The sequence below is a fragment of the Ferrovibrio sp. GW821-FHT12E11 genome, assembly GCF_058806975.1.
This window is the reverse complement of sequence record NZ_JBXAQG010000002.1, coordinates 413,301-436,230: the sequence shown is the minus strand read 5'-3', so window position 1 is coordinate 436,230 and position 22,930 is coordinate 413,301. Positions and strand designations below refer to the sequence as shown.

General features: G+C 61.9%; 17 protein-coding genes, 1 tRNA gene and 1 pseudogene. 15 read left to right on the top strand and 4 right to left on the bottom strand.

The genetic code is table 11. The features are described 5' to 3' along the window. From AC1ROT_RS22230 to AC1ROT_RS22180, 11 genes and pseudogenes are all read left to right on the top strand, one after another. A partial coding sequence (locus tag AC1ROT_RS22230) for an EF-Tu C-terminal domain-related protein (protein ID WP_445808136.1) occupies positions 1-77 on the top strand: 77 nt, incomplete at its 5' end. Positions 78-103: 26 nt separating this feature from the next. After that, positions 104-180 (top strand) — tRNA-Trp (locus AC1ROT_RS22225). 43 nt (positions 181-223) lie between these two features. Beyond that, on the top strand, positions 224-421 hold the full coding sequence (gene secE / locus AC1ROT_RS22220) for a preprotein translocase subunit SecE (protein WP_492973279.1): 198 nt from the start codon (positions 224-226) through the stop codon (positions 419-421). 5 nt (positions 422-426) lie between these two features. Beyond that, entirely contained in the window at positions 427-957 is a 531-nt protein-coding gene (gene nusG, locus AC1ROT_RS22215) for a transcription termination/antitermination protein NusG (RefSeq protein WP_492973278.1), read from the top strand. Between the two features lie 144 nt (positions 958-1,101). Then, the gene (gene rplK, locus AC1ROT_RS22210; RefSeq protein WP_341899184.1) at positions 1,102-1,536 is read left to right on the top strand and encodes a 50S ribosomal protein L11; all 435 of its coding nucleotides are present in this window, start codon (positions 1,102-1,104) and stop codon (positions 1,534-1,536) included. Positions 1,537-1,551: 15 nt separating this feature from the next. After that, entirely contained in the window at positions 1,552-2,268 is a 717-nt protein-coding gene (gene rplA, locus AC1ROT_RS22205; protein ID WP_492973277.1) for a 50S ribosomal protein L1, read from the top strand. A 329-nt stretch (positions 2,269-2,597) separates the two neighbouring features. After that, complete coding sequence (rplJ, locus tag AC1ROT_RS22200) at positions 2,598-3,107, top strand: 50S ribosomal protein L10 (protein WP_492973276.1); 510 nt, start codon at positions 2,598-2,600, stop codon at positions 3,105-3,107. Between the two features lie 65 nt (positions 3,108-3,172). Then, the gene (gene rplL, locus AC1ROT_RS22195) at positions 3,173-3,547 is read left to right on the top strand and encodes a 50S ribosomal protein L7/L12 (RefSeq protein ID WP_341915005.1); all 375 of its coding nucleotides are present in this window, start codon (positions 3,173-3,175) and stop codon (positions 3,545-3,547) included. 235 nt (positions 3,548-3,782) lie between these two features. After that, the gene (rpoB, locus tag AC1ROT_RS22190; RefSeq protein ID WP_493001709.1) at positions 3,783-7,877 is read left to right on the top strand and encodes a DNA-directed RNA polymerase subunit beta; all 4,095 of its coding nucleotides are present in this window, start codon (positions 3,783-3,785) and stop codon (positions 7,875-7,877) included. Between the two features lie 38 nt (positions 7,878-7,915). Next, positions 7,916-12,187, top strand: a pseudogene (gene rpoC, locus AC1ROT_RS22185) (DNA-directed RNA polymerase subunit beta'); the annotation flags it as partial. Between the two features lie 191 nt (positions 12,188-12,378). Beyond that, the gene (locus AC1ROT_RS22180) at positions 12,379-13,233 is read left to right on the top strand and encodes a pPIWI-associating nuclease domain-containing protein (protein ID WP_493001707.1); all 855 of its coding nucleotides are present in this window, start codon (positions 12,379-12,381) and stop codon (positions 13,231-13,233) included. A gap of 72 nt (positions 13,234-13,305) precedes the next feature. Here AC1ROT_RS22180 and AC1ROT_RS22175 read toward each other — a convergent pair whose 3' ends face one another. Continuing rightward, on the bottom strand, positions 13,306-13,752 hold the full coding sequence (locus AC1ROT_RS22175) for a PAS domain-containing protein (RefSeq protein ID WP_492973273.1): 447 nt from the start codon (positions 13,750-13,752) through the stop codon (positions 13,306-13,308). Between the two features lie 114 nt (positions 13,753-13,866). On the opposite strand from AC1ROT_RS22175, the gene recO reads away from it, so the two are divergent. Genes recO through AC1ROT_RS22160 form a run of 3 tightly spaced genes read left to right on the top strand, consistent with a single transcriptional unit; the run spans position 13,867 to position 18,397 of the window. Continuing rightward, on the top strand, positions 13,867-14,631 hold the full coding sequence (gene recO, locus AC1ROT_RS22170) for a DNA repair protein RecO (RefSeq protein ID WP_492973272.1): 765 nt from the start codon (positions 13,867-13,869) through the stop codon (positions 14,629-14,631). Between the two features lie 33 nt (positions 14,632-14,664). Then, complete coding sequence (gene parC / locus AC1ROT_RS22165) at positions 14,665-16,902, top strand: DNA topoisomerase IV subunit A (RefSeq protein ID WP_492973271.1); 2,238 nt, start codon at positions 14,665-14,667, stop codon at positions 16,900-16,902. Between the two features lie 25 nt (positions 16,903-16,927). Then, the gene (locus tag AC1ROT_RS22160) at positions 16,928-18,397 is read left to right on the top strand and encodes a hypothetical protein (RefSeq protein ID WP_493001705.1); all 1,470 of its coding nucleotides are present in this window, start codon (positions 16,928-16,930) and stop codon (positions 18,395-18,397) included. 6 nt (positions 18,398-18,403) lie between these two features. On the opposite strand, the gene AC1ROT_RS22155 is transcribed toward AC1ROT_RS22160, so the two are convergent. Both AC1ROT_RS22155 and AC1ROT_RS22150 read right to left on the bottom strand, forming a co-directional pair. Next, positions 18,404-19,645: a flavin-dependent oxidoreductase gene (locus AC1ROT_RS22155; protein ID WP_493001703.1), complete on the bottom strand. Its 1,242-nt coding sequence runs from the start codon at positions 19,643-19,645 to the stop codon at positions 18,404-18,406. Between the two features lie 23 nt (positions 19,646-19,668). After that, the gene (locus AC1ROT_RS22150) at positions 19,669-20,661 is read right to left on the bottom strand and encodes a tripartite tricarboxylate transporter substrate binding protein (RefSeq protein WP_493001702.1); all 993 of its coding nucleotides are present in this window, start codon (positions 20,659-20,661) and stop codon (positions 19,669-19,671) included. Between the two features lie 138 nt (positions 20,662-20,799). Here AC1ROT_RS22150 and AC1ROT_RS22145 point away from each other — a divergent pair, with 138 nt between their 5' ends. Next, the gene (locus AC1ROT_RS22145; protein ID WP_492973267.1) at positions 20,800-21,309 is read left to right on the top strand and encodes a MarR family winged helix-turn-helix transcriptional regulator; all 510 of its coding nucleotides are present in this window, start codon (positions 20,800-20,802) and stop codon (positions 21,307-21,309) included. Here the strand turns inward: AC1ROT_RS22145 and AC1ROT_RS22140 are convergent. Further along, positions 21,306-22,493 (bottom strand): hypothetical protein, encoded by a 1,188-nt coding sequence (locus AC1ROT_RS22140; protein ID WP_493001700.1) that lies wholly within the window; start codon positions 22,491-22,493, stop codon positions 21,306-21,308. The genes AC1ROT_RS22145 and AC1ROT_RS22140 overlap by 4 nt on opposite strands. Positions 22,494-22,930: the final 437 nt, after the last annotated feature.

Below are 22,930 nucleotides of genomic sequence, written 5' to 3'. Positions count from 1 at the left end.
ATGAAGGCCTGCGCTTCGCGATCCGCGAAGGCGGCCGCACCGTCGGCGCCGGCGTCGTCGCCAAGGTCATCGCGTAACATTACGCGACGACTGACGCGCATGCAGGGGCGTAGCTCAACTGGCTAGAGCACCGGTCTCCAAAACCGGGGGTTGGGGGTTCGACTCCCTCCGCCCCTGCCAGCGTGGCAGACGTAACGAGTTTCGAGTTTAGGATAACAAGGCGATGGCGAAAGTCAGTCCGATCGAGTTTTTCCGGCAGGTCCGGCAGGAGACCGTCAAGGTTACCTGGCCGAGCCGTAAGGAGACCCTGATCACCACAGCAATGGTGTTCGTGATGGGGCTGGTCGCCGCGCTGTTCTTTTTTGTGGTCGACACGATCCTGCGCTTCGGTGTGCAGACGATCCTCGGCCTGGGGAGCTGAAGACGATGGCGGCGCGCTGGTACATCGTCCATGTCTACGCGAACTTCGAAAAGAAGGTCGCGCAGGCGATCCGCGATGGCGCGGCACAGAAGGGCATGTCCGAGCACTTCGAAGAGGTGCTGGTCCCGACCGAGGAAGTGGTGGAAGTCCGCCGCGGCCAGAAGGTCAATGCCGAACGCAAGTTTTTCCCCGGCTACGTGCTGGTGAAGATGACCATGACCGACGAGACCTACCATCTCGTCAAGAATTCGCCGAAGGTCACCGGCTTCCTGAGTTCGGGCGGCAAGCCGTCGCCGATCACGGAAGCCGAGGCGCAGCGGATCGCCAATCAGGTGAAGGAAGGTGTGGAGCATCCCAAGCCTTCGGTCACCTTCGAGGTGGGCGAGCAGGTGCGTGTGGCCGACGGCCCGTTCACGTCGTTCTCCGGCGTGGTGGAAGAAGTGGACGAAGAGCGCGCCCGCCTCAAGGTGGCGGTGTCGATCTTCGGTCGCGCCACCCCGGTGGAGCTGGAATACAGCCAGGTCGAGAAGCTCTGACCTGACTGCTTGAGTACCCGGGCCGCATATCGCCGGGTTCACCGCGTGGGAGACAGCTAAGGTCCATATTCGCCGGACCGACCCTGTCGCACCGCGTATCCGCTAGCGGGGAGCAAGGCTCTCCAAGCAGGAAAGGAAGTTAGTATGGCGAAGAAGATTGACGGCTATATCAAGCTGCAGGTTCCGGCCGGCAAGGCCAACCCGTCGCCGCCGATCGGCCCGGCTCTGGGCCAGCGCGGCGTCAACATCATGGAATTCTGCAAGGCGTTCAACGCGCAGACCAAGGACCTTGAGCAGGACATGCCGATCCCGGTGGTTATCACCGTGTATTCGGACCGTTCGTTCACGTTCATCACCAAGACCCCGCCGGTGACCTACTTCCTGAAGAAGGCTGCCAACATCAAGTCCGGTTCGAAGACGACCGGCCGCGGTGACAAGGTCGGTTCGGTGACGATGGACCAGGTGCGCGAGATCGCCAAGGCCAAGATGAAGGATCTCAACGCTCACGACGTTGATGCGGCAGCCCGCATGATCGTTGGTTCGGCCCGCTCGATGGGCCTGGACGTTCGTGGCGAATAAGGGGAGATCTGAATCATGAGCAAGCAGGGCAAGCGTTTCACGACCGCCGCGAAGACGGTCAATCCCGATCACCGCTACGGCGTTACCGAAGCCGTCAAGATGGTGAAGGCCAATGCCAAGGCGAAGTTCGATGAGACCATCGAAATCGCCGTCAACCTGGGCGTCGATCCGCGTCATGCCGACCAGATGGTCCGTGGCGTTGTGACCATGCCGTCGGGCACCGGCAAGACCGTTCGCGTCGCCGTCTTCGCCAAGGGTGCGAAGGCCGAAGAAGCCAAGAAGGCTGGTGCCGACCTGGTCGGCGCCGACGATCTGGCCGAAATCATCAACACCGGCAAGATCGAGTTCGATCGCTGCATTGCCACGCCGGACATGATGGCCGTGGTTGGCAAGCTGGGTAAGGTTCTGGGCCCGCGCGGCCTGATGCCGAACCCGAAGCTCGGCTCGGTCACCATGGATGTCGCTGGCGCCGTCAAGGCGGCCAAGGGCGGCCAGGTCGAGTTCCGCGTTGAGAAGGCCGGCCTGCTGCATGCCGGCATCGCCAAGGCGTCCTTCACCGAGGAGCAGATCCTCGCCAATGTGAAGGCGTTCATCGATGCCGTGATGAAGGCCAAGCCGACCGGCGTGAAGGGTCACTACGTCAAGAAGATCGCGATCAGCTCGACCATGGGTCCGGGCGTGCGTCTCGATCTGACCGACGCGATTGGCGGCGGCGACAAGGCCGCTGCGTAAGTAACGAGTTTCGTCAGCCTTCCTCGGAAGGCTGACGGAGCGATGTTCAGGGCAACCTGGGCATCGCAACCTGTCCGAGACTGCAGGCCCCCGGAAGCTTTTTAGCCGAAGGGTTTAATGGGAATGGCCACCTGCATAGACGGGGAAGAGAATTTTCAGGGCGCCGGTTACGACCGGGGCCCGGAAGGTTCGAGCCCTGGGACAGGCGAACCGGGTGATCGGTTTGCCGCAGACGGTGGAGCTGAGAAGCGAAGCCGGAGCGACCAGATCGATTGCTCAAGTGCCAACCAGGATCAGGGCAACCTGATTCCTTGTTTAGGAGACGAACAGTGGATCGTGCTCAAAAACAGGAGATGGTGACCACGCTCAACCAGGTCTTTAAAGAGGCCGAGGCTGTGGTGGTAACCCAGAATAACGGTCTGACCGTTGCTCAGGTGACTGAGCTGCGCCGTCAGATGCGTGCCGCTGGCGCCAGCTTCAAGGTCGCGAAAAACCGTCTTGTCTGCCTTGCCCTCGAGGGCACCACCTACGCATCCCTGAAGGACCTCTTCAAGGGGCCGACCGGCATTGCCTATGCCAATGATCCGGTCGCCGCAGCGAAGGTCGCCGTGGAGTTCGCCAAGAAGAACGACAAGTTCGTCGTTGTTGGCGGCGCCATGGGCGAAACCGTCCTGAATGCTGATGGTGTCAAAGCCTTGGCGACCCTGCCGTCGCTCGACGAACTGCGCGGCAAGATCATCGGCCTGCTCAACGCGCCTGCGACCAAGGTCGCTGGCGTCGTGCAGGCGCCGGCTGGCCAGTTGGCCCGCCTGCTCAATGCGTATGCCACGAAGGGTTAAGGCCGAAAAGCCGAACCGTAACTGTCAAACCAGGTATCGAACCTACACACTAAGGAGTCACTCAAATGGCTGATTTGAACAAGATCGTTGACGAACTGTCGACGCTGACCGTCCTCGAGGCTGCCGAGCTCGCCAAGCTTCTCGAAGAGAAGTGGGGCGTTTCGGCTGCTGCCCCGGTTGCCGTTGCCGCCGCTGGCGGTGGCGCTGCTGCCCCGGCCGCTGAAGAAAAGACCGAGTTCAACGTGATCCTCGCCGATGCCGGCGCGAACAAGATCAACGTCATCAAGGAAGTCCGCGCCATCACCGGCCTGGGCCTCAAGGAAGCCAAGGACCTCGTCGAGGGCGCTCCGAAGGCTGTCAAGGAAGGCGTCAACAAGGACGACGCCGCCAAGATCAAGGCCCAGCTGGAAGCCGCTGGCGCCAAGGTCGAAGTCAAGTAATACGCGTAACGGCGAGGGGGCGGGTCCGGTGTGGACCTGCCCCTAAGCTGCCCTATATCAGGGGCTCATTTCAGGGTTACACACCCCGTCCGCCGCGGATTTCGGCGGATCGATACGGTTCGGATCTTTGGGCGCGGCGATCGCCCGGCGGGATTAACAGGCCCGCGAAACTCATCGCTGGTCCGAACCGTGCGGCGCGATCCTTTCGCTGCACAGATATAGATTTGGGACAGACATGACCTTGTCGTTCACCGGCCGCAAGCGCGTTCGCAAAAGCTTCGGGCGCATCCCCAGCGTTGCCTCGATGCCGAACCTCATCGAGGTTCAGAAAAGCTCCTACGACAGTTTCCTGATGATGAACGACGCTGGCGACCAGCGCCCCGATTCGGGCCTGCAGGGCGTCTTCAAGTCGGTCTTCCCGATCAAGGATTTCAGCGACAGCTCGTCGCTCGAATTCGTCAAGTATGAGTTCGAAGCGCCGAAGTACGATGTCGACGAGTGCATGCAGCGCGGCATGACCTTTGCCGCGCCGCTGAAGGTGACGCTGCGCCTGATCGTCTTCGAAGTCGATCCCGATACCCAGGCCAAGTCGGTCAAGGGCATCAAGGAGCAGGACGTGTACATGGGCGACATGCCGCTCATGACCGACAAGGGCACCTTCATCATCAATGGCACCGAGCGCGTCATCGTTTCGCAGATGCACCGCAGCCCGGGCGTGTTCTTCGACCACGACAAGGGCAAGACCCATTCCTCGGGCAAGTATCTCTACACCGCCCGCGTCATTCCCTATCGCGGTTCGTGGCTCGATTTCGAGTTCGATGCCAAGGACATCGTGCATGTCCGCATCGACCGTCGCCGCAAGCTGCCGGTCACCACGCTGTTCTTCGCGCTGGGCCTGACCCAGGAAGAGATCCTGGACTCCTTCTACAAGAAGGTGATCTTCAAGCGCGACAAGAAGGGCTGGCGCACCGAATACAATGCCGAGCGCATGCGCGGCGTGCGCCTCAACAGCGAGCTGATCAACGCCAAGACCGGCAAGGTCATGGTCGAGGCCGGCACCAAGGTGACCCCGCGTCTGGCCAAGAAGCTGGCGGAAGAGGGCCTGAAGGAACTGCTGGTGTCGCCGGCCGACATGGTTGGCAAGTACAACTCGCTCGACATCGTCAACGAAGAGACTGGCGAGATCTATCTGGAAGCGGGCGAGGAGCTCGACGTCAAGAAGATCGAGACCCTGGAGGCTGCCGGCATCGAGCAGATCTCCGTGCTCGACGTCGATCACGTCACCATCGGCTCCTACATCCGCAACACCATGGTTGCCGACAAGCACCAGGGCCGCGAGCAGGCGCTGTTCGAAATCTATCGCGTCATGCGTCCAGGCGAGCCGCCGACGGTGGACACGGCGGAAGCCCTGTTCCACGGCCTGTTCTTCGATTCCGAGCGTTATGACCTCTCGGCCGTCGGCCGCGTGAAGATGAACGCCCGTCTCGGCCTGGAAGCCGAAGACACCGTGCGCGTGCTGCGCACCGAGGACATCCTGGCCTGCGTACGCACGCTGGTCGAACTCAAGGATGGCCGCGGCGAAATCGACGACATCGACCATCTCGGCAACCGCCGTGTGCGTTCGGTCGGCGAGCTGATGGAAAACCAGTACCGCATCGGCCTGGTCCGCATGGAGCGTGCGATCCGCGAGCGCATGAGCTCGGTCGAGATCGACACGGTCATGCCGCATGACCTGATCAATGCCAAGCCGGCTGCCGCTGCCGTCCGCGAGTTCTTCGGCTCCAGCCAGCTCTCGCAGTTCATGGATCAGACCAACCCGCTGTCGGAGATCACCCACAAGCGTCGCCTCTCGGCGCTTGGCCCGGGCGGTCTGACCCGCGAGCGCGCCGGTTTCGAAGTGCGCGACGTGCATCCGACCCATTACGGCCGCATCTGCCCGATTGAGACGCCGGAAGGCCCGAATATCGGTCTGATCAACTCGCTGGCGACCTATGCCCGCGTCAACCAGTATGGCTTCATCGAGAGCCCGTACCGCCGCATCCGCGACGGCAAGGTGACCGACGAGGTCGTCTATCTGACCGCGATGGAAGAGGGCAAGTACACCATTGCCCAGGCCAACGTGGAGATCGACAAGGGCAAGCTGGCCGGCGACCTGGTTTCCTGCCGCCGCAACGGCGATTTCGTCATGGTCCGCCCCGAGGGCGTCGACTTCATGGACGTGTCGCCCAAGCAGCTCGTCTCCGTCGCCGCGGCGCTGATCCCGTTCCTCGAGAACGATGACGCCAACCGCGCGCTGATGGGTTCGAACATGCAGCGTCAGGCCGTGCCGCTGATCCGTGCCGAAGCGCCGCTGGTCGGCACCGGCATGGAAGAGGTGGTGGCCCGCGATTCCGGCGCCACCATCGTTGCCAAGCGCACCGGCGTGATCGACCAGATCGACGGTACCCGTATCGTCGTCCGCGTATCGGACGAAGCCGATATGTCGAAGTCGAATGTCGATATCTACAAGCTGCTGAAGTTCCAGCGCTCGAACCAGAATACCTGCATCACCCAGCGCCCGCTGGTGAAGGTGGGCGATCAGGTGCGCGCCGGCGATATCATCGCCGACGGTCCCTCGACCGAGCTGGGCGAGCTGGCGCTGGGCCGTAACGTGCTCGTCGCCTTCATGCCCTGGAACGGCTACAACTTCGAAGATTCGATCCTGATCTCGGAGCGTATCGCCAAGGACGACGTCTTCACCTCGATCCATATCGAGGAATTCGAGGTCATGGCCCGCGACACCAAGCTCGGGCCTGAGGAAATCACCCGCGATATTCCGAACGTGGGCGAGGAAGGCCTCAAGAATCTCGACGAGGCCGGCATCGTCTACATCGGCGCCGAAGTCCATCCGGGCGACATCATGGTCGGCAAGATCACGCCGAAGGGCGAAAGCCCGATGACGCCGGAAGAGAAGCTGCTGCGCGCCATCTTCGGCGAAAAGGCTTCCGACGTGCGCGACAGCTCGCTGCGCGTGCCGCCGGGCGTCTCGGGCACCATCGTCGAAGTGCGCGTCTTCTCCCGCCATGGCGTGGAAAAGGACGAACGCGCCCTGGCGATCGAGCGCGCCGAGATCGAGCGTCTGGCCAAGGACCGTGACGACGAGAAGGCGATCATCGAGCGCTCCATCTATGGCCGCCTCAAGGAACTCCTGAACGGCAAGCAGGCTGACAAGGGTCCGAAGGGCTTCAAGGATGGCGGCAAGATCACCGACGAGATCCTGGCCGAACTGACCCCCGGTCAGTGGTGGCAGATCAGCGTCAAGAACGAAAAGTCGATGGCCGACATCGAGGCCCTGAAGAAGCAGTATGATGCCGCCACCACGCGCATCCAGAAGCGCTTCGAGGACAAGGTGGAGAAGCTGCAGCGCGGCGACGAGCTGCCGCCCGGCGTGATGAAGATGGTCAAGGTCTTCGTCGCGGTGAAGCGCAAGCTGCAGCCCGGCGACAAGATGGCCGGCCGCCACGGCAACAAGGGCGTCATCTCCCGCATCGTGCCGGAAGAAGACATGCCCTACCTGCAGGACGGTCAGCCGGTCGATATCGTGCTGAACCCGCTGGGCGTGCCCTCGCGCATGAACGTCGGTCAGATTCTGGAAACCCATCTGGGCTGGGCTTCGGCCGGCCTGGGTCGCCAGATCGGCGAGATGCTCGACAAGGTCAACCGCAACACGGCCAAGGCGGCCGATCTGCGCCAGACCATGAAGACCATCTATTCCAAGCAGGAATACGCCGACAAGATCAACGATCTGTCGGATGACCAGCTGCTCGAGCTCGGCGCCAATCTGCGTCGCGGCGTGCCGATGGCCACTCCGGTCTTCGACGGCGCCCATGAGCCCGACATCGTGGAGATGCTGGAGAAGGCCAACTTCGACAAGTCGGGTCAGGTCACCCTGATCGACGGCCGCACCGGTGAAGCCTTCGACCGCAAGGTCACGGTTGGCTACATCTACATGCTGAAGCTGCATCACCTGGTGGATGACAAGATCCACGCCCGTTCGATCGGCCCATACTCGCTGGTCACCCAGCAGCCGCTCGGCGGCAAGGCGCAGTTCGGCGGTCAGCGTTTCGGCGAAATGGAGGTCTGGGCACTCCAGGCTTACGGCGCCGCCTACACGCTGCAGGAAATGCTGACGGTCAAGTCGGACGACGTGGCCGGTCGCTCGAAGGTTTACGAGTCGATCGTGCGCGGCGACACCAACTTCGAAGCCGGCATTCCGGAATCGTTCAACGTGCTGGTCAAGGAAATGCGGTCGCTCGGCCTGAATGTCGAGCTGTCGCAGCGTTCCTACTGATCGCCACGAAACATTTCCTCCGATAGGAGACGATAGACATGAACGAACTGAGCAACGTTTTCGGCCAGCCCCAGGGCGCCCAGGCCTTCGACCAGATCCAGATCTCGATCGCCAGTCCCGAGCGTATCCGCTCGTGGTCCTACGGCGAGATCAAGAAGCCTGAGACCATCAACTACCGGACCTTTAAGCCGGAGCGGGACGGCCTGTTCTGCGCCCGCATCTTTGGCCCGATCAAGGACTACGAGTGCCTGTGCGGCAAGTACAAGCGCATGAAGTATCGCGGCGTGATCTGCGAGAAGTGCGGCGTCGAAGTCACGCTCTCCAAGGTGCGGCGCGAGCGCATGGGCCATATCGAACTGGCCTCGCCGGTGGCGCATATCTGGTTTCTGAAGTCGCTGCCTTCGCGTATCGGCCTCATGCTCGACATGACGCTGAAAGATCTCGAGCGCATCCTGTACTTCGAGAACTACGTCGTCGTGGAGCCGGGTCTCTCGCCGCTCAAGCAGTTCGACCTGCTGACGGAAGAGCAGCTGTTCACCGCCCAGGAAGAATATGGCGATGACGCCTTTGTCGCCAAGATCGGCGCGGAAGCCATCCGCGACCTGCTGGTGGCGCTCGACCTGGAAAAGGAGCGCGACAACATCCGCCAGGAGCTGATCGAGACGACTTCGGAACTGAAGCCGAAGAAGCTGGTCAAGCGCCTGAAGCTGGTGGAAAGCTTCATCGACTCCGGCAACAAGCCGGAATGGATGGTGCTGACCGTGGTGCCGGTGATTCCGCCGGAACTGCGTCCGCTGGTGCCGCTGGACGGCGGCCGCTTCGCGACCTCGGATCTGAACGATCTGTATCGCCGCGTCATCAACCGCAACAACCGCCTGAAACGCCTGATCGAGCTGCGCGCGCCAGACATCATCGTGCGTAACGAAAAGCGCATGCTGCAGGAAGCCGTTGACGCCCTGTTCGATAACGGCCGTCGCGGCCGCGTCATCACCGGCGCCAACAAGCGTCCGCTGAAGTCGCTCAGCGACATGCTGAAGGGCAAGCAGGGTCGTTTCCGTCAGAACCTGCTCGGCAAGCGCGTCGACTACTCGGGCCGTTCGGTCATCGTCGTCGGTCCGGAACTCAAGCTGCATCAGTGCGGCCTGCCGAAGAAGATGGCGCTCGAACTGTTCAAGCCCTTCATCTACTCCAAGCTTGAGCTGCGCGGCCTGGCCGCCACCGTCAAGATGGCGAAGAAGATGGTGGAGAAGGAGCGTCCGGAAGTCTGGGATATCCTCGAAGAGGTCATCCGCGAACATCCGGTGCTGCTGAACCGCGCGCCGACCCTGCATCGTCTGGGCATCCAGGCCTTCGAACCGACCCTGATCGAGGGCAAGGCCATCCAGCTGCATCCGCTGGTCTGCGCCGCCTTCAACGCCGACTTCGACGGTGACCAGATGGCGGTGCACGTGCCGCTGTCGCTGGAAGCCCAGCTCGAAGCCCGCGTGCTGATGATGTCGACCAACAACATCCTCAGCCCGGCGAACGGCAAGCCGATCATCGTGCCGTCGCAGGATATCGTGCTCGGTCTGTATTACACGACCATGGAGCGTAACCATCCGCTCGGCGACGTGCTGAAGATCAAGGACGTCAATGCGGTGCTGAAGGCCTGGGCCGAAGACGATGTCATCGTCTACGATCCCAAGACCAAGGTGGAAGTGCCGAAGACGGCCGTGAAGGCCGAGCTGGAGCGTCTGCTGCAGGCTGGCGCCATCGTGGAGCGGACTCCGGTCTTCGCCACGATCGCCGAAATCCAGCAGGCGCTGGATGCCAAGGCGATCACGCTGCATCACCGCATCAAGGCCCGTCTCAGCACGGTGGACTCGGATGGCAATCCGATCATTGCCCGCGTCACCACCACGCCGGGCCGCATGCTGCTGAGCGAGATCCTGCCCAAGCACAAGAACGTGCCGTTCCGCGTGATCAACCAGCAGCTGACCAAGAAGGAGATCACCAACGTCATCGACGTGGTGTATCGCCATTGCGGCCAGAAAGAGACCGTCATCTTCTGCGATCGCATGATGGCGCTTGGCTTCACCCGCGCCTTCAAGGCCGGCATTTCCTTCGGCAAGGACGACATGGTCGTGCCGCTGACCAAGGAAAAGCATATCGACGACACCAAGAAGCTGGTCGGCGAATACGAGCAGCAGTACCAGGACGGCCTGATCACCCAGGGCGAGAAGTATAACAAGGTGGTCGATGCCTGGTCCCAGTGCACCGATCGCGTCGCCGACGAGATGATGAAGGTCATTCAGACCGACATCGATCAGGTCAGCGGCGAGCGCAAGCCGATCAACTCGATCTGGATGATGGCCCATTCGGGCGCCCGTGGTTCGGCAGCGCAGATGAAGCAGCTCGCCGGCATGCGCGGCCTGATGGCCAAGCCGTCGGGCGAGATCATCGAGACGCCGATCATCTCGAACTTCAAGGAAGGCCTCACCGTGCTCGAGTATTTCAACTCGACCCACGGCGCCCGTAAGGGTCTGGCCGACACCGCCTTGAAGACCGCCAACTCGGGCTACCTGACCCGTCGTCTCGTCGATGTGGCGCAGGATTGCATCATCACCGAGGACGATTGCGGCACCGAGCGCGGCCTCACCGTGCGCGAAGTGGTCGAGGGCGCCGAAGTGATCGCCACCCTTGGCGAGCGCATCCTGGGCCGTACGCCCAGCCTGGACGTGAAGCATCCGCTCACCGGCGAGGTTCTGGTCAAGGCCGGCGACCTGATGGAAGAGCGCGACGTGGATCGCATCGAGACGGCCGGCGTGGAATCCATGCTGATCCGTTCGGTGCTGACCTGCGACAGCCAGGTTGGCGTCTGCGGCAAGTGCTATGGCCGCGATCTGGCCCGCGGTACCAAGGTCAACATCGGTGAAGCTGTCGGCGTCATTGCCGCGCAGTCCATCGGCGAGCCGGGTACCCAGCTGACCATGCGTACCTTCCACATCGGCGGCACCGCCCAGGTGGCGGAGCAGTCGAGCCTTGAGGCCGCCTATGACGCGACCCTCAAGATCGCCAACCGCAACCTGGTGACCGACAGCCAGGGCCGCTTCGTGGTCATGGGCCGCAATTGCGAAGTCATCCTGGTTGACCAGAATGGCCGCGAACGCGCCCGCCACAAGGTGCCTTACGGCGCCCGTCTGGTCGCCGATGAAGGCGGCAAGGTGAAGAAGGGCCAGCGCATCGCTGACTGGGATCCCTACACCCGCCCGGTCATCACCGAGCGCGAGGGTATCGTGCATTACCGCGACCTCGTCGAGGGCGTGTCGATGCGCGAAGCGACCGACGAGTCGACCGGCATTTCCTACAAGGTCGTCTCCGACTGGAAGCAGAACCCGAAGGGCAGCGAGCTGCGTCCGCGCATTACGCTGCGCAACGACAAGGGCGAGATCCTCATGCTCGTCAGCGGTGCCGAAGGCCGCTACTACCTCTCGGCCGACGCCATTCTGTCGGTGGAAGATGGTGCGCAGGTGCATGCCGGCGACGTGCTGGCGCGTATCCCGGTGGAAGGCACCAAGACCCGTGACATCACCGGCGGTCTGCCGCGTGTGGCCGAGCTCTTCGAAGCCCGCCGCCCGAAGGACCATGCGGTGATCGCGGAGATCGACGGCCGCGTCGAGTTCGGCAAGGATTACAAGGCCAAGCGCCGCCTGATCCTGAAGCCGGCCGAAGAGGGCGCCGAAGCTGTTGAATACCTGATCCCGAAGGGCAAGCAGATTGCCGTTCAGGAAGGCGATTTCGTCCGTGTCGGCGACCATCTGCTCGATGGCAACCCGGCACCGCACGACATCCTCAAGGTGCTCGGCATCGAGGCGCTGGCCAACTATCTCGTGAACGAGATTCAGGAGGTCTATCGTCTGCAGGGCGTGAAGATCAACGACAAGCACATCGAGGTGATTTGCCGCCAGATGCTGCAGAAGATCGAGATCACCGACCCGGCGGAAACCACCTTCCTGATCGGCGAGCAGGTCGACCGCAGCGAGTTCGAAGAGGTGAATGCCAAGACCGAAGCCGATGGCCGCAAGCCGGCCAAGGGCATGCCGGTTCTGCTCGGCATCACCAAGGCGAGCCTGCAGACCCGGTCGTTCTTCTCGGCCGCGTCCTTCCAGGAGACCACCCGCGTGCTCACCGAAGCTGCCGTCGGCGGCAAGGTGGACAGGCTGGTCGGCCTCAAGGAGAACGTCATCGTCGGCCGCCTGATCCCGGTCGGCACCGGCGCGATCATGAGCCGCATGAAAGGCCTCGCCGCCCAGCGCGATCGCGACTTCGCCGATGCGCTGGAAAGCGAACTGCAGGCTGCCGTCGGCGACGCCGCCGAGTAAGCTTTCGGTTCATACCGAATAGAAAAGGGCGGTCCTCTGGGCCGCCCTTTTTTGTGCGTCGAAGGTTTCTTTCTGAGATAAGATAAACACTCAAATTAACTCGTTCAGTTCTACGACGATAGAATATCCCTTGATATGTGGTGAGCACTATCGTGCCGAAATACTACAAGAAGAAACTTGCCTTAAAGCTTTCTGAGGCATTGCCTGATGATTTTGCACGCCTAATTTTAAAGGGCGCATTACGTGTACTGCGTGATCCAGAGAATCCCATGAGAGTGCAGCACTTCGCATCTTCAATTCGCGAATCGCTGAGTTATACACTCCATAAGCTTGCACCTGACGACGAAGTAAAAGCCTGTTCTTGGTATAAGTTGGAGAAAGGCACAAACGGCCCCACCCGTATGCAGCGCGCAGTTTATGCTTCTCAAGGTGGATTAAGTGACAAATACGTAACAGGGTTGGGATTAGATATACGTGCACTGCACGGCGGCCTCACTCAAGCATTCGAAGAATTGAACAAAAGAACGCATGTCAGGAAAGAGACTCTAGCTCTTGATGAGCAGGAAATTAGGTCTTTTTCTAATGGAGCTCTTGGGGCGTTCATGGAGCTTTATGAGGCAATTGGTGAAGCTAGAGGTCAAATTGCTCAAGCTATTTCTGGGCACGCCGATCAAGAAGCATTTAGCCGATTTATCGAACAGACAGTCGATGAGCTTGATGAGCTTTCTACACATTCATCTGTAGATGATGTCTATGTTGGCGACATAGAAGTCGTCGATCTAAATTCAAAATTTATTACTTATCGTATTGAGGGAACTGTAGAAGTTGTTCTTCAGTACGGGTCGGATTCAGACGTAGATAATGACATAGGATATATCGATAATGACAATTATCCATTTAAGATGACATTGCGAGCTCCAGTTGCGACTCCCAACAGTGGTTTTGAAGAGGATCGATCTGAACGCGAGATTGACACTTCAAGTTTCTTCGAATGAGGAAACACAGGACTGAGAATTGATTCTAACTCTATATTGCGACAATAACCCCGCGACTTGCAGTAGTTCATCCTACCCGTAGCCGAACCCCACCGCGCCGCCGAGGAACATGGTGATGGTCTTGCCGTCCACCGTCAGCGGCAGGATCAGGCGCTCGTAATCGAGCCGCCGGCCGCTCAGCTTGGTGAACTTCCATTGCCGGGCCACCGGGCTGGCGGTTTTGATGCAGGTGTCATACTCGCCGATATAGGCGGCGGTGATATGGTCGAGGTCGATCTCGTCCATGAACTTTCCGGCCAGCGCATCGCCATAGATCTCGCGGAAGGCCTCGCCCACCAGGCGGTAGCGGATGCGGCCGTCCACCAGCTCCATGATGAACACCCAGGGCAGGATGTCGCGCAGCTCTTCCGGCGCGATATCGGCGCGGGCGGGGAAGGGGCGGTCGCCCTTTTTCGCCAGCCAGTAGTCATGCAGCTTTTGCAGACGCGCATCCGCGATCGTCAGGTCGGCGCCCGCCATGGTTTCCCCCGGTTTTCCGTCTGCCCGTCCGAAAGTGTGGGAGAGCCCCGAAGGCCTGTAAAGCGGATTTGTTTGCGCCTTGCCCGACCCGGAGAATCACCCTAAGCCATCTGTATGGAATGGCAGGATGACGGTGTGGTGCTCAGTGTGCGCCACCATGGCGAAAGCGCGCGCATCGTCGCGCTGCTGACCGAGCATCACGGCCGCCATGCCGGCCTGCTGCGCGGCTCTGGCGCGGGGCAGGGCCGCTCGCTCGGCGGCGGCATCCAGCCCGGCCAGATCGTGCGCGCCGACTGGCGGGCCCGGCTGTCGGAACAGCTCGGCTATTTCAGCCTGGAATCGCTCGGCCATCCGGCAGCATTAATGCTGGACGATCCGGCGCGACTGGCGGCGCTCAGCGCGGTCTGCGCCCTGATCGACACCACGCTGCCCGAGCGCGAGCCGCATCCGGCCCTGTTCAATGCCACCAAATCGCTGTTCACCCTGATGGCGGATATGCCCGAGCCGGGCGACTGGGGCGCGCTCTATGTGCGCTGGGAAGTCGGCCTGCTGGCCGAGATGGGCTACGGTATCGATCTGGGCAGTTGCGCCGCCACCGGCGCCACCACCGGGCTCACCCATGTCTCGCCGCGCACCGGCCGGGCGGTGTCGGCGGAAGCCGCGGCGCCCTATGCCGACCGGCTGCTCGGCCTGCCGGCCTTCCTGGTGCCGGGCCGCAGCGGCGCGGCGGCGTCGAATCATCCACTGCTGGAGGTCGAATCGGGCCTCGCGCTGACCGGGCATTTCCTGGAAAACCGCCTGTTCGCCCAGTTGCATAAAGCCGTGCCGCAGGCCCGCGCCCGGCTGCTGGAAGTGGTGCATCGCAGCCTGCATCCGTAGAAGAATCACCCCGTTTGTTGTAAGAACCGCCCCATGAGCAAGCATCTCCCGCCCAAGGACGTCCCCGAAGATATCCGCAACGTGCCGCTGCCCGACGCGCTGTCCGAGCGCTATCTGGCCTATGCGCTCAGCACCATCACCTCGCGCTCGCTGCCCGATGCGCGCGACGGGCTGAAGCCGGTGCAGCGCCGTGTGCTGTTCGCCATGCGGCTGCTGAAATTGGATCCCAGTGCCGGCTACAAGAAATGCGCCCGCGTCGTCGGCGACGTGATCGGTAAATACCATCCCCATGGCGACCAGTCGGTCTATGACGCGCTGGTGCGCCTGGCCCAGGATTTCGCCCAGCGCTATCCGCTGGTCGACGGCCAGGGCAACTTCGGCAATATCGACGGCGATAACGCCGCCGCCATGCGATACACCGAAGCCCGTCTCACCGAAGTGGCCAACGTCCTGCTGGCCAACCTGGATGACGACACCGTCGATTTCCGCCCCAATTATGACGGCGAGAATGACGAGCCGGTGGTGCTGCCGGCCGGCCTGCCCAACCTGCTGGCCAATGGCGCCAGCGGCATCGCCGTCGGCATGGCCACCTCGATCCCGCCGCATAACCTGCCCGAGCTTTGCGATGCGCTGCTGCATCTGATCAAGCATAAGAATGCCAGCATCGAGAAGCTGGTGGAATTCGTGCAGGGCCCGGATTTCCCTACCGGCGGCATCATGGTCGAGCCGCTGTCGAGCCGCATCGAGGCCTACAAGACCGGCCGCGGCAGCTTCCGCCATCGCGCCCGCTGGGTGAAGGAAGAGCTGCCGCGCGGCATGTGGCAGATCGTGGTCACCGAGATTCCCTACCAGGTGCAGAAGTCGAAGCTGATCGAGCGCATCGCCGAACTGATCACCGACAAGAAGGCGCCGTTGCTCGACGACGTGCGCGATGAATCGGCGGAAGACATCCGCCTGGTCATCATCCCGAAGAACCGCACCATCGACCCGGCCGTGCTGATGGAAAGCCTGTTCCGCAGCACCGATCTGGAAACGCGCTTCCCGCTGAACCTGAATGTGCTGGACGGCGGCAAGCTGCCCAAGGTGATGAACCTGCGCGAGGTGCTGCAGGCCTATCTGGATCACCGCCACGAGGTGCTGGAACGCAAGAGCAAATACCGCCAGGGCAAGATCGAGCATCGCCTGGAAGTGCTCGACGGCTATCTGATCGCCTATCTCAACCTCGACGAGCTGATCGAGATCATCCGCCGCGAGGACGAGCCCAAGCCGGCGATGATGAAGCGGTTCAAGCTCACCGATGTGCAGGCCGAAGCCATCCTCAACATGCGCCTGCGCAGTTTGCGCAAGCTGGAAGAAATGGAGCTGCGCGGCGAGCACAAGGCGCTGAGCACCGAACTGGCCGAGCTGAAAAAACTGCTGGGCGATGAGTCTCTGCGCTGGACGGCCATCGCGGCGGAAGTGCAGGAGATCAAGAAGCAGTTTGGCCCCAAGACCGCGCTCGGCAAGCGCCGCACCAGCGTCGGCGATGCGCCGGTCATTTCCGAGGAAGCCTTCGATATCCTGGTCGAGCGCGAGCCGATCACCGTGATCTGCTCGGCCAAGGGCTGGATCCGTGCCATCAAGGGCCATGTCGCCGATGACGGCACGGCGGCCTTCAAGGAAGGCGACAAGGGCCGCTTCTGGCTGCATGCCGAAAGCACCGACAAGCTGCTGCTGTTCGGCACCAACGGCCGCGCCTATACGATCGCCTGCGATAAGCTGCCGCGCGGTCGCGGCCATGGCGAGCCGGTGCGGCTCACCGTCGATCTCGGCAACGACCAGGACATCGTCGCCCTGTTCAAATACCAGGGCGACCGCAAATTCCTGGTCGCCGGCAGCGACGGTCGCGGCTTCATCTGCCCGGAAGAGGAAATGCTGGCCGGCACCCGCACGGGCAAGCAGATTCTGAACCTGCAGACCCCGGCCGAAGCCTGCGTGCTGACCCAGGTCGAGGGCGACACCGTCGCGGTGGTGGGCGAGAACCGCAAGCTGCTGCTGTTCCCTCTCGCGGAGCTGCCCGAGATGACCAAGGGTCGCGGCATCACCCTGCAGAAATACAAGGATGGCGGCCTGTTGGACGCCAAGACCTTCACCTACAAGCAGGGCCTGACCTGGACCGATTCCTCCGGCCGCACCAAGACCGAGACCGACCTCAAGGAATATCGCGGCGAACGCGCCCAGGCTGGCCGCATCGTGCCCCGCGGCTTCAACAAGAACGGCCGGTTCAGCTAGGACCTATAACGGAAGCGAAACCAGTATGCAGACTGTTCTTCGGCTTTGGGCGTTTCTGCTTCTGGTATTCGTCGCCGGCCCTGTGCTGGCAGTTGACGGCGTTGAGCGTAACCCGTTCGCCACCGCGCAGGATCTCCGCGCGGCACGAGCAGCAGCTACGGCAATCGTCCATCGATTTACCTACCGTAACGAAGCGGGAGCCGATGTTGTGGTTTCCGTCGGGGCGGATTACGCCGTTACGGAGAGCGGAGTTGTGGTCACGATCCACGACTTTCGCCTCAGGAGAGTTCTAGAACTTGATTCCGGAAGTAGACGCTTCATCAATCGATCTGCCTACAGTGCCGCCGGATTTGCGGATTACGAATTGCATAACCGCCAGATGTTGAAGGGCGCGCTCGCGGCCGGCGGACCTGACGTATTGAAGGCGGCTCCACCTTCCATCGTCGATGATTTCTGGATCGAAACTGATCTTTTTCACAGCAAGAATCCCGGAGCCATGGCGGGAGCTTCGATCAGGCAGTTTGGAAGCGGAATTGCGGTCGAATATTCTGGGCAGGAGATTGCCGTCTTTAAACCCGCTGAACGCGCCTTGCCGGTTGAGGTGGTCGCAGGGTTCTATCGGGTCCTGCGCCATGTCGCAGTGTTGCATCCGGGTATGGTTGCTGAAATGCGTAAAACTGGGCGGTTGCCGCAGGATTTACATTTCACGTCTTGGAGGCCGATGCAGGATAGGAAGCAGCATCAGTTGTCGCTTGTGGCGGTGGATGAAGTGGTGATGGATTATCCGTTGACGCAGGATTATGTCGCGATGCCGGATGATCGCCTGACCCTTTCTTTTCGTACGCACTATCTCCAACCGGTAACGCAAGCACTGACGGGCGGCATGATAAACCCAAGGTCGAACATAGATTCTTATCGGCAAGCTATCGCGACAAGTCTTGCCGCCGGGCAGAATCTTGATGCAGCGCTTCTGGCGTTGGAAATGACCTTGGCATTGAGTGAGGATTGCAGCATCCAGTCCGATGCATGCCGCGTAGTACAGGATGCATTTGCGCGAACTCAGCAAGATGCCGCCGTCACGGCTCTCTTGACGGCCAAAAATCAGGAAGGCAGGAAGCAGTATCTAGAGGCTATTGCGACATTACGAGGCATTCCTCGCGTCGGGCTCCGTTACGGACATATCTTGGATCTGTTTATGGCCAATGACATCGTTTCGGCTTATCAAGACCAGATGTCGACAGCGCGAGAGTCAGATCGGGCCCGTTTTACGGCAGATGTGATCGGATATTTTGCTGCGGCACTACGGGGGAATCCGTTTCTTGCAGGGACCTATAAGGATGTGGGGGGATTCTATTTCCACCAGTTCTATCCGCAAGAGGCATGGTTTTTGTGGGATGCCGGGCGTAGCCTTCCGCACCGAAACTCGCCGAGCCTGCTGGATGCAATCGACGTATTCGAACGTGGCTTGGAGCAGAACTATCCGTGGCTTTTCTGAAGACCGCTACCCCGCCGCCTTGAGCTTCTCTTTCTCGTAACCGGCCACTTTTTTATAGTTGTCGGTGATCGCCGTCAGTTCGGCCGGACTGATCACATCGCCGATCCTGGCAAACGGCCTGTCGCCGGTGCGCTCGAACACCTCGCGCAGGATGGCGTCGGGCGGGTTGGTGCGGTTGGTCAGCACCACATTGGTGGTGGCGGGCAGGCGCTTGGCCTCATAGGCCGCCAGCGCTTCCACCGGGTCTTTCCCCTCGGCCAACAGGTCGGCCAGCACACGGGCATCGAGGATCGACTGGCCGGCGCCGTTGGAGCCGCGCGGCACCATCGGATGCGCCGCATCGCCCAGCAGCGTGACGCGGCCCTGGCTCCAGCGCGGCAGCGGGTCCTGGTCCACCATCGGGAATTCCAGCACCATGTCGGCCGCCTTGATCATCGCCGGCACATCCAGCCAGTCAAACTGCCAGTCGGCAAAGGCCGGCAGGAAGTCGTCCAGGCTGCCGCTGCGGTTCCAGTCGCGCTGGATATGCTTGGGCGTCTCGATCTCGGCCACCCAGTTCATCATCTGGTTGCCCTCGGCATCGACATTCTCGCGGATCGGATAGATCACCATCTTGCCGTGGCTGAGCCAGCCGGCGCGGACCATGGTGGCGCCCGACAGGATCGGTTTCATGCGGGTGATACCGCGCCACATGTTGACGCCGGAATAGCGCGGCTGGCCTTCCGCCGGATTGAACTGCTTGCGGATCACCGAATGGATGCCGTCGCAGGCAATCGCCACCTCGCCGATCTGGTCGGGCAGGGCCAGGCCGGTTTCGGTATTGCGGAAATGCACGCGGGTCTGCTGCGCATCCTGCTCGACGCCGATGCACTGCCAGCCCAGATGGATACGGTCGGCGCCGATGCGCTCTTTTGCGGCTGCCAGTAACGCCGCCTGCAGATCCGCACGATGGATGGAGAGCTGCGGCCAGTCGTAACCGGCGGCAATCCCCAGCGGCTCGGCATGGATGAGCTGGCCGAAGCGGTTGAAGAAGGCGGCTTCCTTCGCGCTTACCGCCGCCTTGGTCAGCGGGTCTTCCAGCCCGAGGCGGAACAGCTCTTTCGTGCTGTGTGGCAGCAGGTTGACGCCGACGCCGACGGCGCGGATTTCCGGCGCCGCCTCGAAGACGCGGCAGGGAATGCCGCGGTCGTGCAGGGTCAGCGCCAGGGTCAGGCCGCCGATGCCGCCGCCGATAATAATCACATCCATGACTGACGTCCTTTTACGCGGGCTTACTCGGCCTCGATCTTGGCTTCGCTCACCACCTTGGCCCAGCGCGCGGTATCGGTGGCGGTCTGCTTGGCCAGGGCATCCGGCGTGCCGGTCTTCACCACCAGGCCCTGCTTCTGGATCGTCTCGCGCACGGCGGGATCGGACAGGATGGCGTTCAGTTCGGCATTCAGTCCTTTCACCATCTCCGGCGGCGTCTTCGCCGGGGCATACATGGCGAACCACAGATCGACATCGAAACCGGCGACGCCCTGTTCGGCCATGGTGGGCAGCTGCGGCGCCACCGGCGAGCGTTCGGCGCTGGTCACGCCCAGCACGCGGATGCGGTTATCGGCCAGGAAGGGCAGCGCCGTATGCACCGGCATGATCATCGCTGCCACGGTGCCGCCCAGCAGGTCCTGCACCGCGCCGCCCGAGCCCTTGTAGGGAATGTGGTTCAGGTTGATGCCGGCAGCCTGCTTGAAGCTCTCCATCGCCAGATGCTGCGGCGTGCCATTGCCGGGCGAGGCATAGTCGATCTTGCCCGGATTGGCTTTGGCTTCCGCGATGAAGTCCTTCAGGTTGGTCGCCTTCACGGAGGGATGCACGGCCAGCACCATCTGGCCGTTGGCGATGCTGCCGATCGGCGCGAAATCCCGGCTCACGTCATAGGGCACGGATTTGTACAGCGAGGGCGTCATGGTGAAGGTATTGGCGGTCACCATCAGCGTGTAGCCGTCGGGTGCCGATGTCGCCACCACCTGGCTGCCGATATTGCCAGACGCGCCGACGCGGTTTTCCACCACCACGGTCTGGCCCGAACGCTGGCGCATCTGCTCGCCGATGATGCGGGCCAGGATGTCCATGCCGGTGCCGGGCGTGAAGGGCACCACGATCTTCACCGGCCGCTGGATCAGCGACTGCGCGGCAGCCGGGAGTGGGAAGAGGGCGGGTGCGGCCAGTGCGGCCAGAACGGTTGACGTCAGGGCGGCGCGGCGGGTCAGGGACTGCATCATGGTTTCCTCCTGCGGCGCCTCTTGGCGGGCACCGTCAATTCTGTTGGGCCATATTCATCAGACGTCTGATTATTATGTCGGGTCGCTGTATGTGTCAATTCGGGAAAATATGCTATGTCGGCAGGGCAGGGATGAATCATGGCCAGACCGAAACGCGCAGAAGCCGAACCGACCGGGCATCCGGTGCCCGAAATCTACGACCGCCCCGGATTCCAGATCCGCCGGGCGCACCAGAATTCGGTTTCGACTTTTTTGCAGTATCTCAAACCCCATGACCTGACGCCGCCGCAGTTCGGCGCGCTGTCGGTGGTGCTGCGCTGGGGCCCGATCAGCCAGATCGACCTGGCCCGCAGCTTAGGGTTCGACCGGTCGACCACCGCGCTGGTGGTCGAGCTGCTGGTGAAACGGAAACTGATCGCCAAGACCGCCAATGCGCAGGACCGCCGCAAATTCGCGCTGACGCTGACGCCGGCCGGGAAGAAGCTGGTGCAGGCCTGCATGGCGGATGCAAACCGCGTGCGCGAAACCCTGCTGGCGCCCTTCACCAAACAGGAAGCGGCCGAGTTCCTGCGCCTCCTGCGCAAGTTCAACGATGCCTTCGACGGCGTTTCGAAAGCGCCGCCGGTGGTGGGGCGCCGGCGCGGCTAGCGCTTCGTCACGCGCACCAGCGCGGCGAACTCGATTTCCTCGGGCTTCTCGGCGCCGTGGTTGATCGAGGTGATGCGCAGCCGGTCATCCGCCGGTGGATGGATGCGGAATTCGAATTTTCCGATCTCGGCCACCAGCCGGCTGTCACGCTGTACCAGCTTCCAGGTCGTGTTGGACGCCTTGTCACCATTCACCGCTGCGCCGATCTGGTAGGGCGCGTCGACACGGCCCTGGCTGAGCGGCGGGACGGTCAGTACGGCAAAGCGGCCGGTGGCAATCGTGCCCTGCCACTGGCCGGTGAACCCGCTGCCGTCCGATGGCGGAATGGCCGGCGGCGCGATGTTGAAGGTTGCGGGTGTTGCCGGATCGCCGTCGCTGCAGCCCGGTGCCTGTGCGCCCTCGAAAAAGCGGATCAGGCAGGGACCATAGCGGCGGGCGAACTGCCAGCTGCCGCCGCCGCCATGGCCGCTCATGCCGGCATAGGGTGGTTCGCTGACGATGAAGTTGGCGACGCCCAGCTCGGCCAGCTTCTTGCTCGCATAGGGACCGCGGATACCGGGCTGCTTGGTCTCGAACCAGTCGTCGCCGCTGAAAAATCCGGCCGAGACGCGGATCGGTTTGCCGGCGTATTTCTCCCACATCGTGCGGATGGCGAGGTCATTGTTCACCCAGTCGCCGCCGCGCGTGTAGTCGCCGAAGCCGGCCGGCGAGAGCGGCAGGATGCCGGAAATCTCGGCGCCGTAACTGCCGGCCTGGATGCTGGCATAGGCGCCGCGCGACTGGCCGCTCAGGATGATTTTGTCGTAGCCGCGGGCCTTCAGTTTGTCGATGCCCATCAGGATGACGCTGGCGGTCAGGTCGGTGGCGCCGGTGCCGCCGCGGCCCAGCCCGATCAGGGAATGACGGCGCAGGTTAAAGACGTCCCAGCCGGCTTCGGCAAAGACCTGCATCACCGGCGGCACTTTCTCGGGCGCAATCTTGTCCGGCGAGTAACCGTCGTTCCAGACCACCACGCCTTTGGCCTTGCCCGGACCGTAGGGATGAGCTGCCGGGATGGTCTTGCCCGGAAACACCGCCGGCTCGAACCAGTAATGCTGGCCCTCGACGAAATTCTGCGCCGCGGCTGGCGCAGATACCGCTGCGATCAGACCGGCCAGGATCAGCCGGCGCAGGGATGGCTGCATATTTTACCCCCAGTTGCCGCTCCGTCCTTGTCCACCCGGCAGAGTCGGCTTGGCCCATCATGCCGGGCGGGGCGGAATCAAAAAAGGCCGGGTCGCGGGGACCCGGCCTTTTGACGTTTAATTCACGGCAGCGTTCAGAGAACGCCAAACAGATAGAGCAGAATGATGATCGGGATCGGAATGCCAATGAACCAGAGTAAAAGGCCGCGCATGAGAAACTCCTTTGCAAAGTAACGTCCTCATAAACGCTTGATGCGGCATTTTGTTTCAGCCGCGGGCCACCCCTTCACGGCGCCGGTTTCTGGCTGTCAGATAGGGGCATCTTGCCGATTCCGGCAAAATGTACTATATTTGTTCTAAGCTGTCCTGTGCCAGAAATCCGGGAACCCGGCTGCATGACATCGTATGCATTTGCCTTGTGTCTCGGAGAAACAGGA

Bases quoted from the DNA above. Each gene is read 5' to 3' on its own strand.
- AC1ROT_RS22160 (WP_493001705.1), top strand. From the start codon at position 16,928: ATGCAGACTGTTCTTCGGCTTTGGGCGTTTCTGCTTCTGGTATTCGTC.
- secE (WP_492973279.1), top strand. From the start codon at position 224: ATGGCGAAAGTCAGTCCGATCGAGTTTTTCCGGCAGGTCCGGCAGGAG.
- rplK (WP_341899184.1), top strand. From the start codon at position 1,102: ATGGCGAAGAAGATTGACGGCTATATCAAGCTGCAGGTTCCGGCCGGC.
- rpoB (WP_493001709.1), top strand. From the start codon at position 3,783: ATGACCTTGTCGTTCACCGGCCGCAAGCGCGTTCGCAAAAGCTTCGGG.
- AC1ROT_RS22140 (WP_493001700.1), bottom strand. From the start codon at position 22,493: ATGCAGCCATCCCTGCGCCGGCTGATCCTGGCCGGTCTGATCGCAGCG.
- AC1ROT_RS22155 (WP_493001703.1), bottom strand. From the start codon at position 19,645: ATGGATGTGATTATTATCGGCGGCGGCATCGGCGGCCTGACCCTGGCG.
- AC1ROT_RS22150 (WP_493001702.1), bottom strand. From the start codon at position 20,661: ATGATGCAGTCCCTGACCCGCCGCGCCGCCCTGACGTCAACCGTTCTG.
- parC (WP_492973271.1), top strand. From the start codon at position 14,665: ATGAGCAAGCATCTCCCGCCCAAGGACGTCCCCGAAGATATCCGCAAC.
- nusG (WP_492973278.1), top strand. From the start codon at position 427: ATGGCGGCGCGCTGGTACATCGTCCATGTCTACGCGAACTTCGAAAAG.
- rplA (WP_492973277.1), top strand. From the start codon at position 1,552: ATGAGCAAGCAGGGCAAGCGTTTCACGACCGCCGCGAAGACGGTCAAT.
- AC1ROT_RS22175 (WP_492973273.1), bottom strand. From the start codon at position 13,752: ATGGCGGGCGCCGACCTGACGATCGCGGATGCGCGTCTGCAAAAGCTG.
- AC1ROT_RS22145 (WP_492973267.1), top strand. From the start codon at position 20,800: ATGGCCAGACCGAAACGCGCAGAAGCCGAACCGACCGGGCATCCGGTG.
- rplL (WP_341915005.1), top strand. From the start codon at position 3,173: ATGGCTGATTTGAACAAGATCGTTGACGAACTGTCGACGCTGACCGTC.
- recO (WP_492973272.1), top strand. From the start codon at position 13,867: ATGGAATGGCAGGATGACGGTGTGGTGCTCAGTGTGCGCCACCATGGC.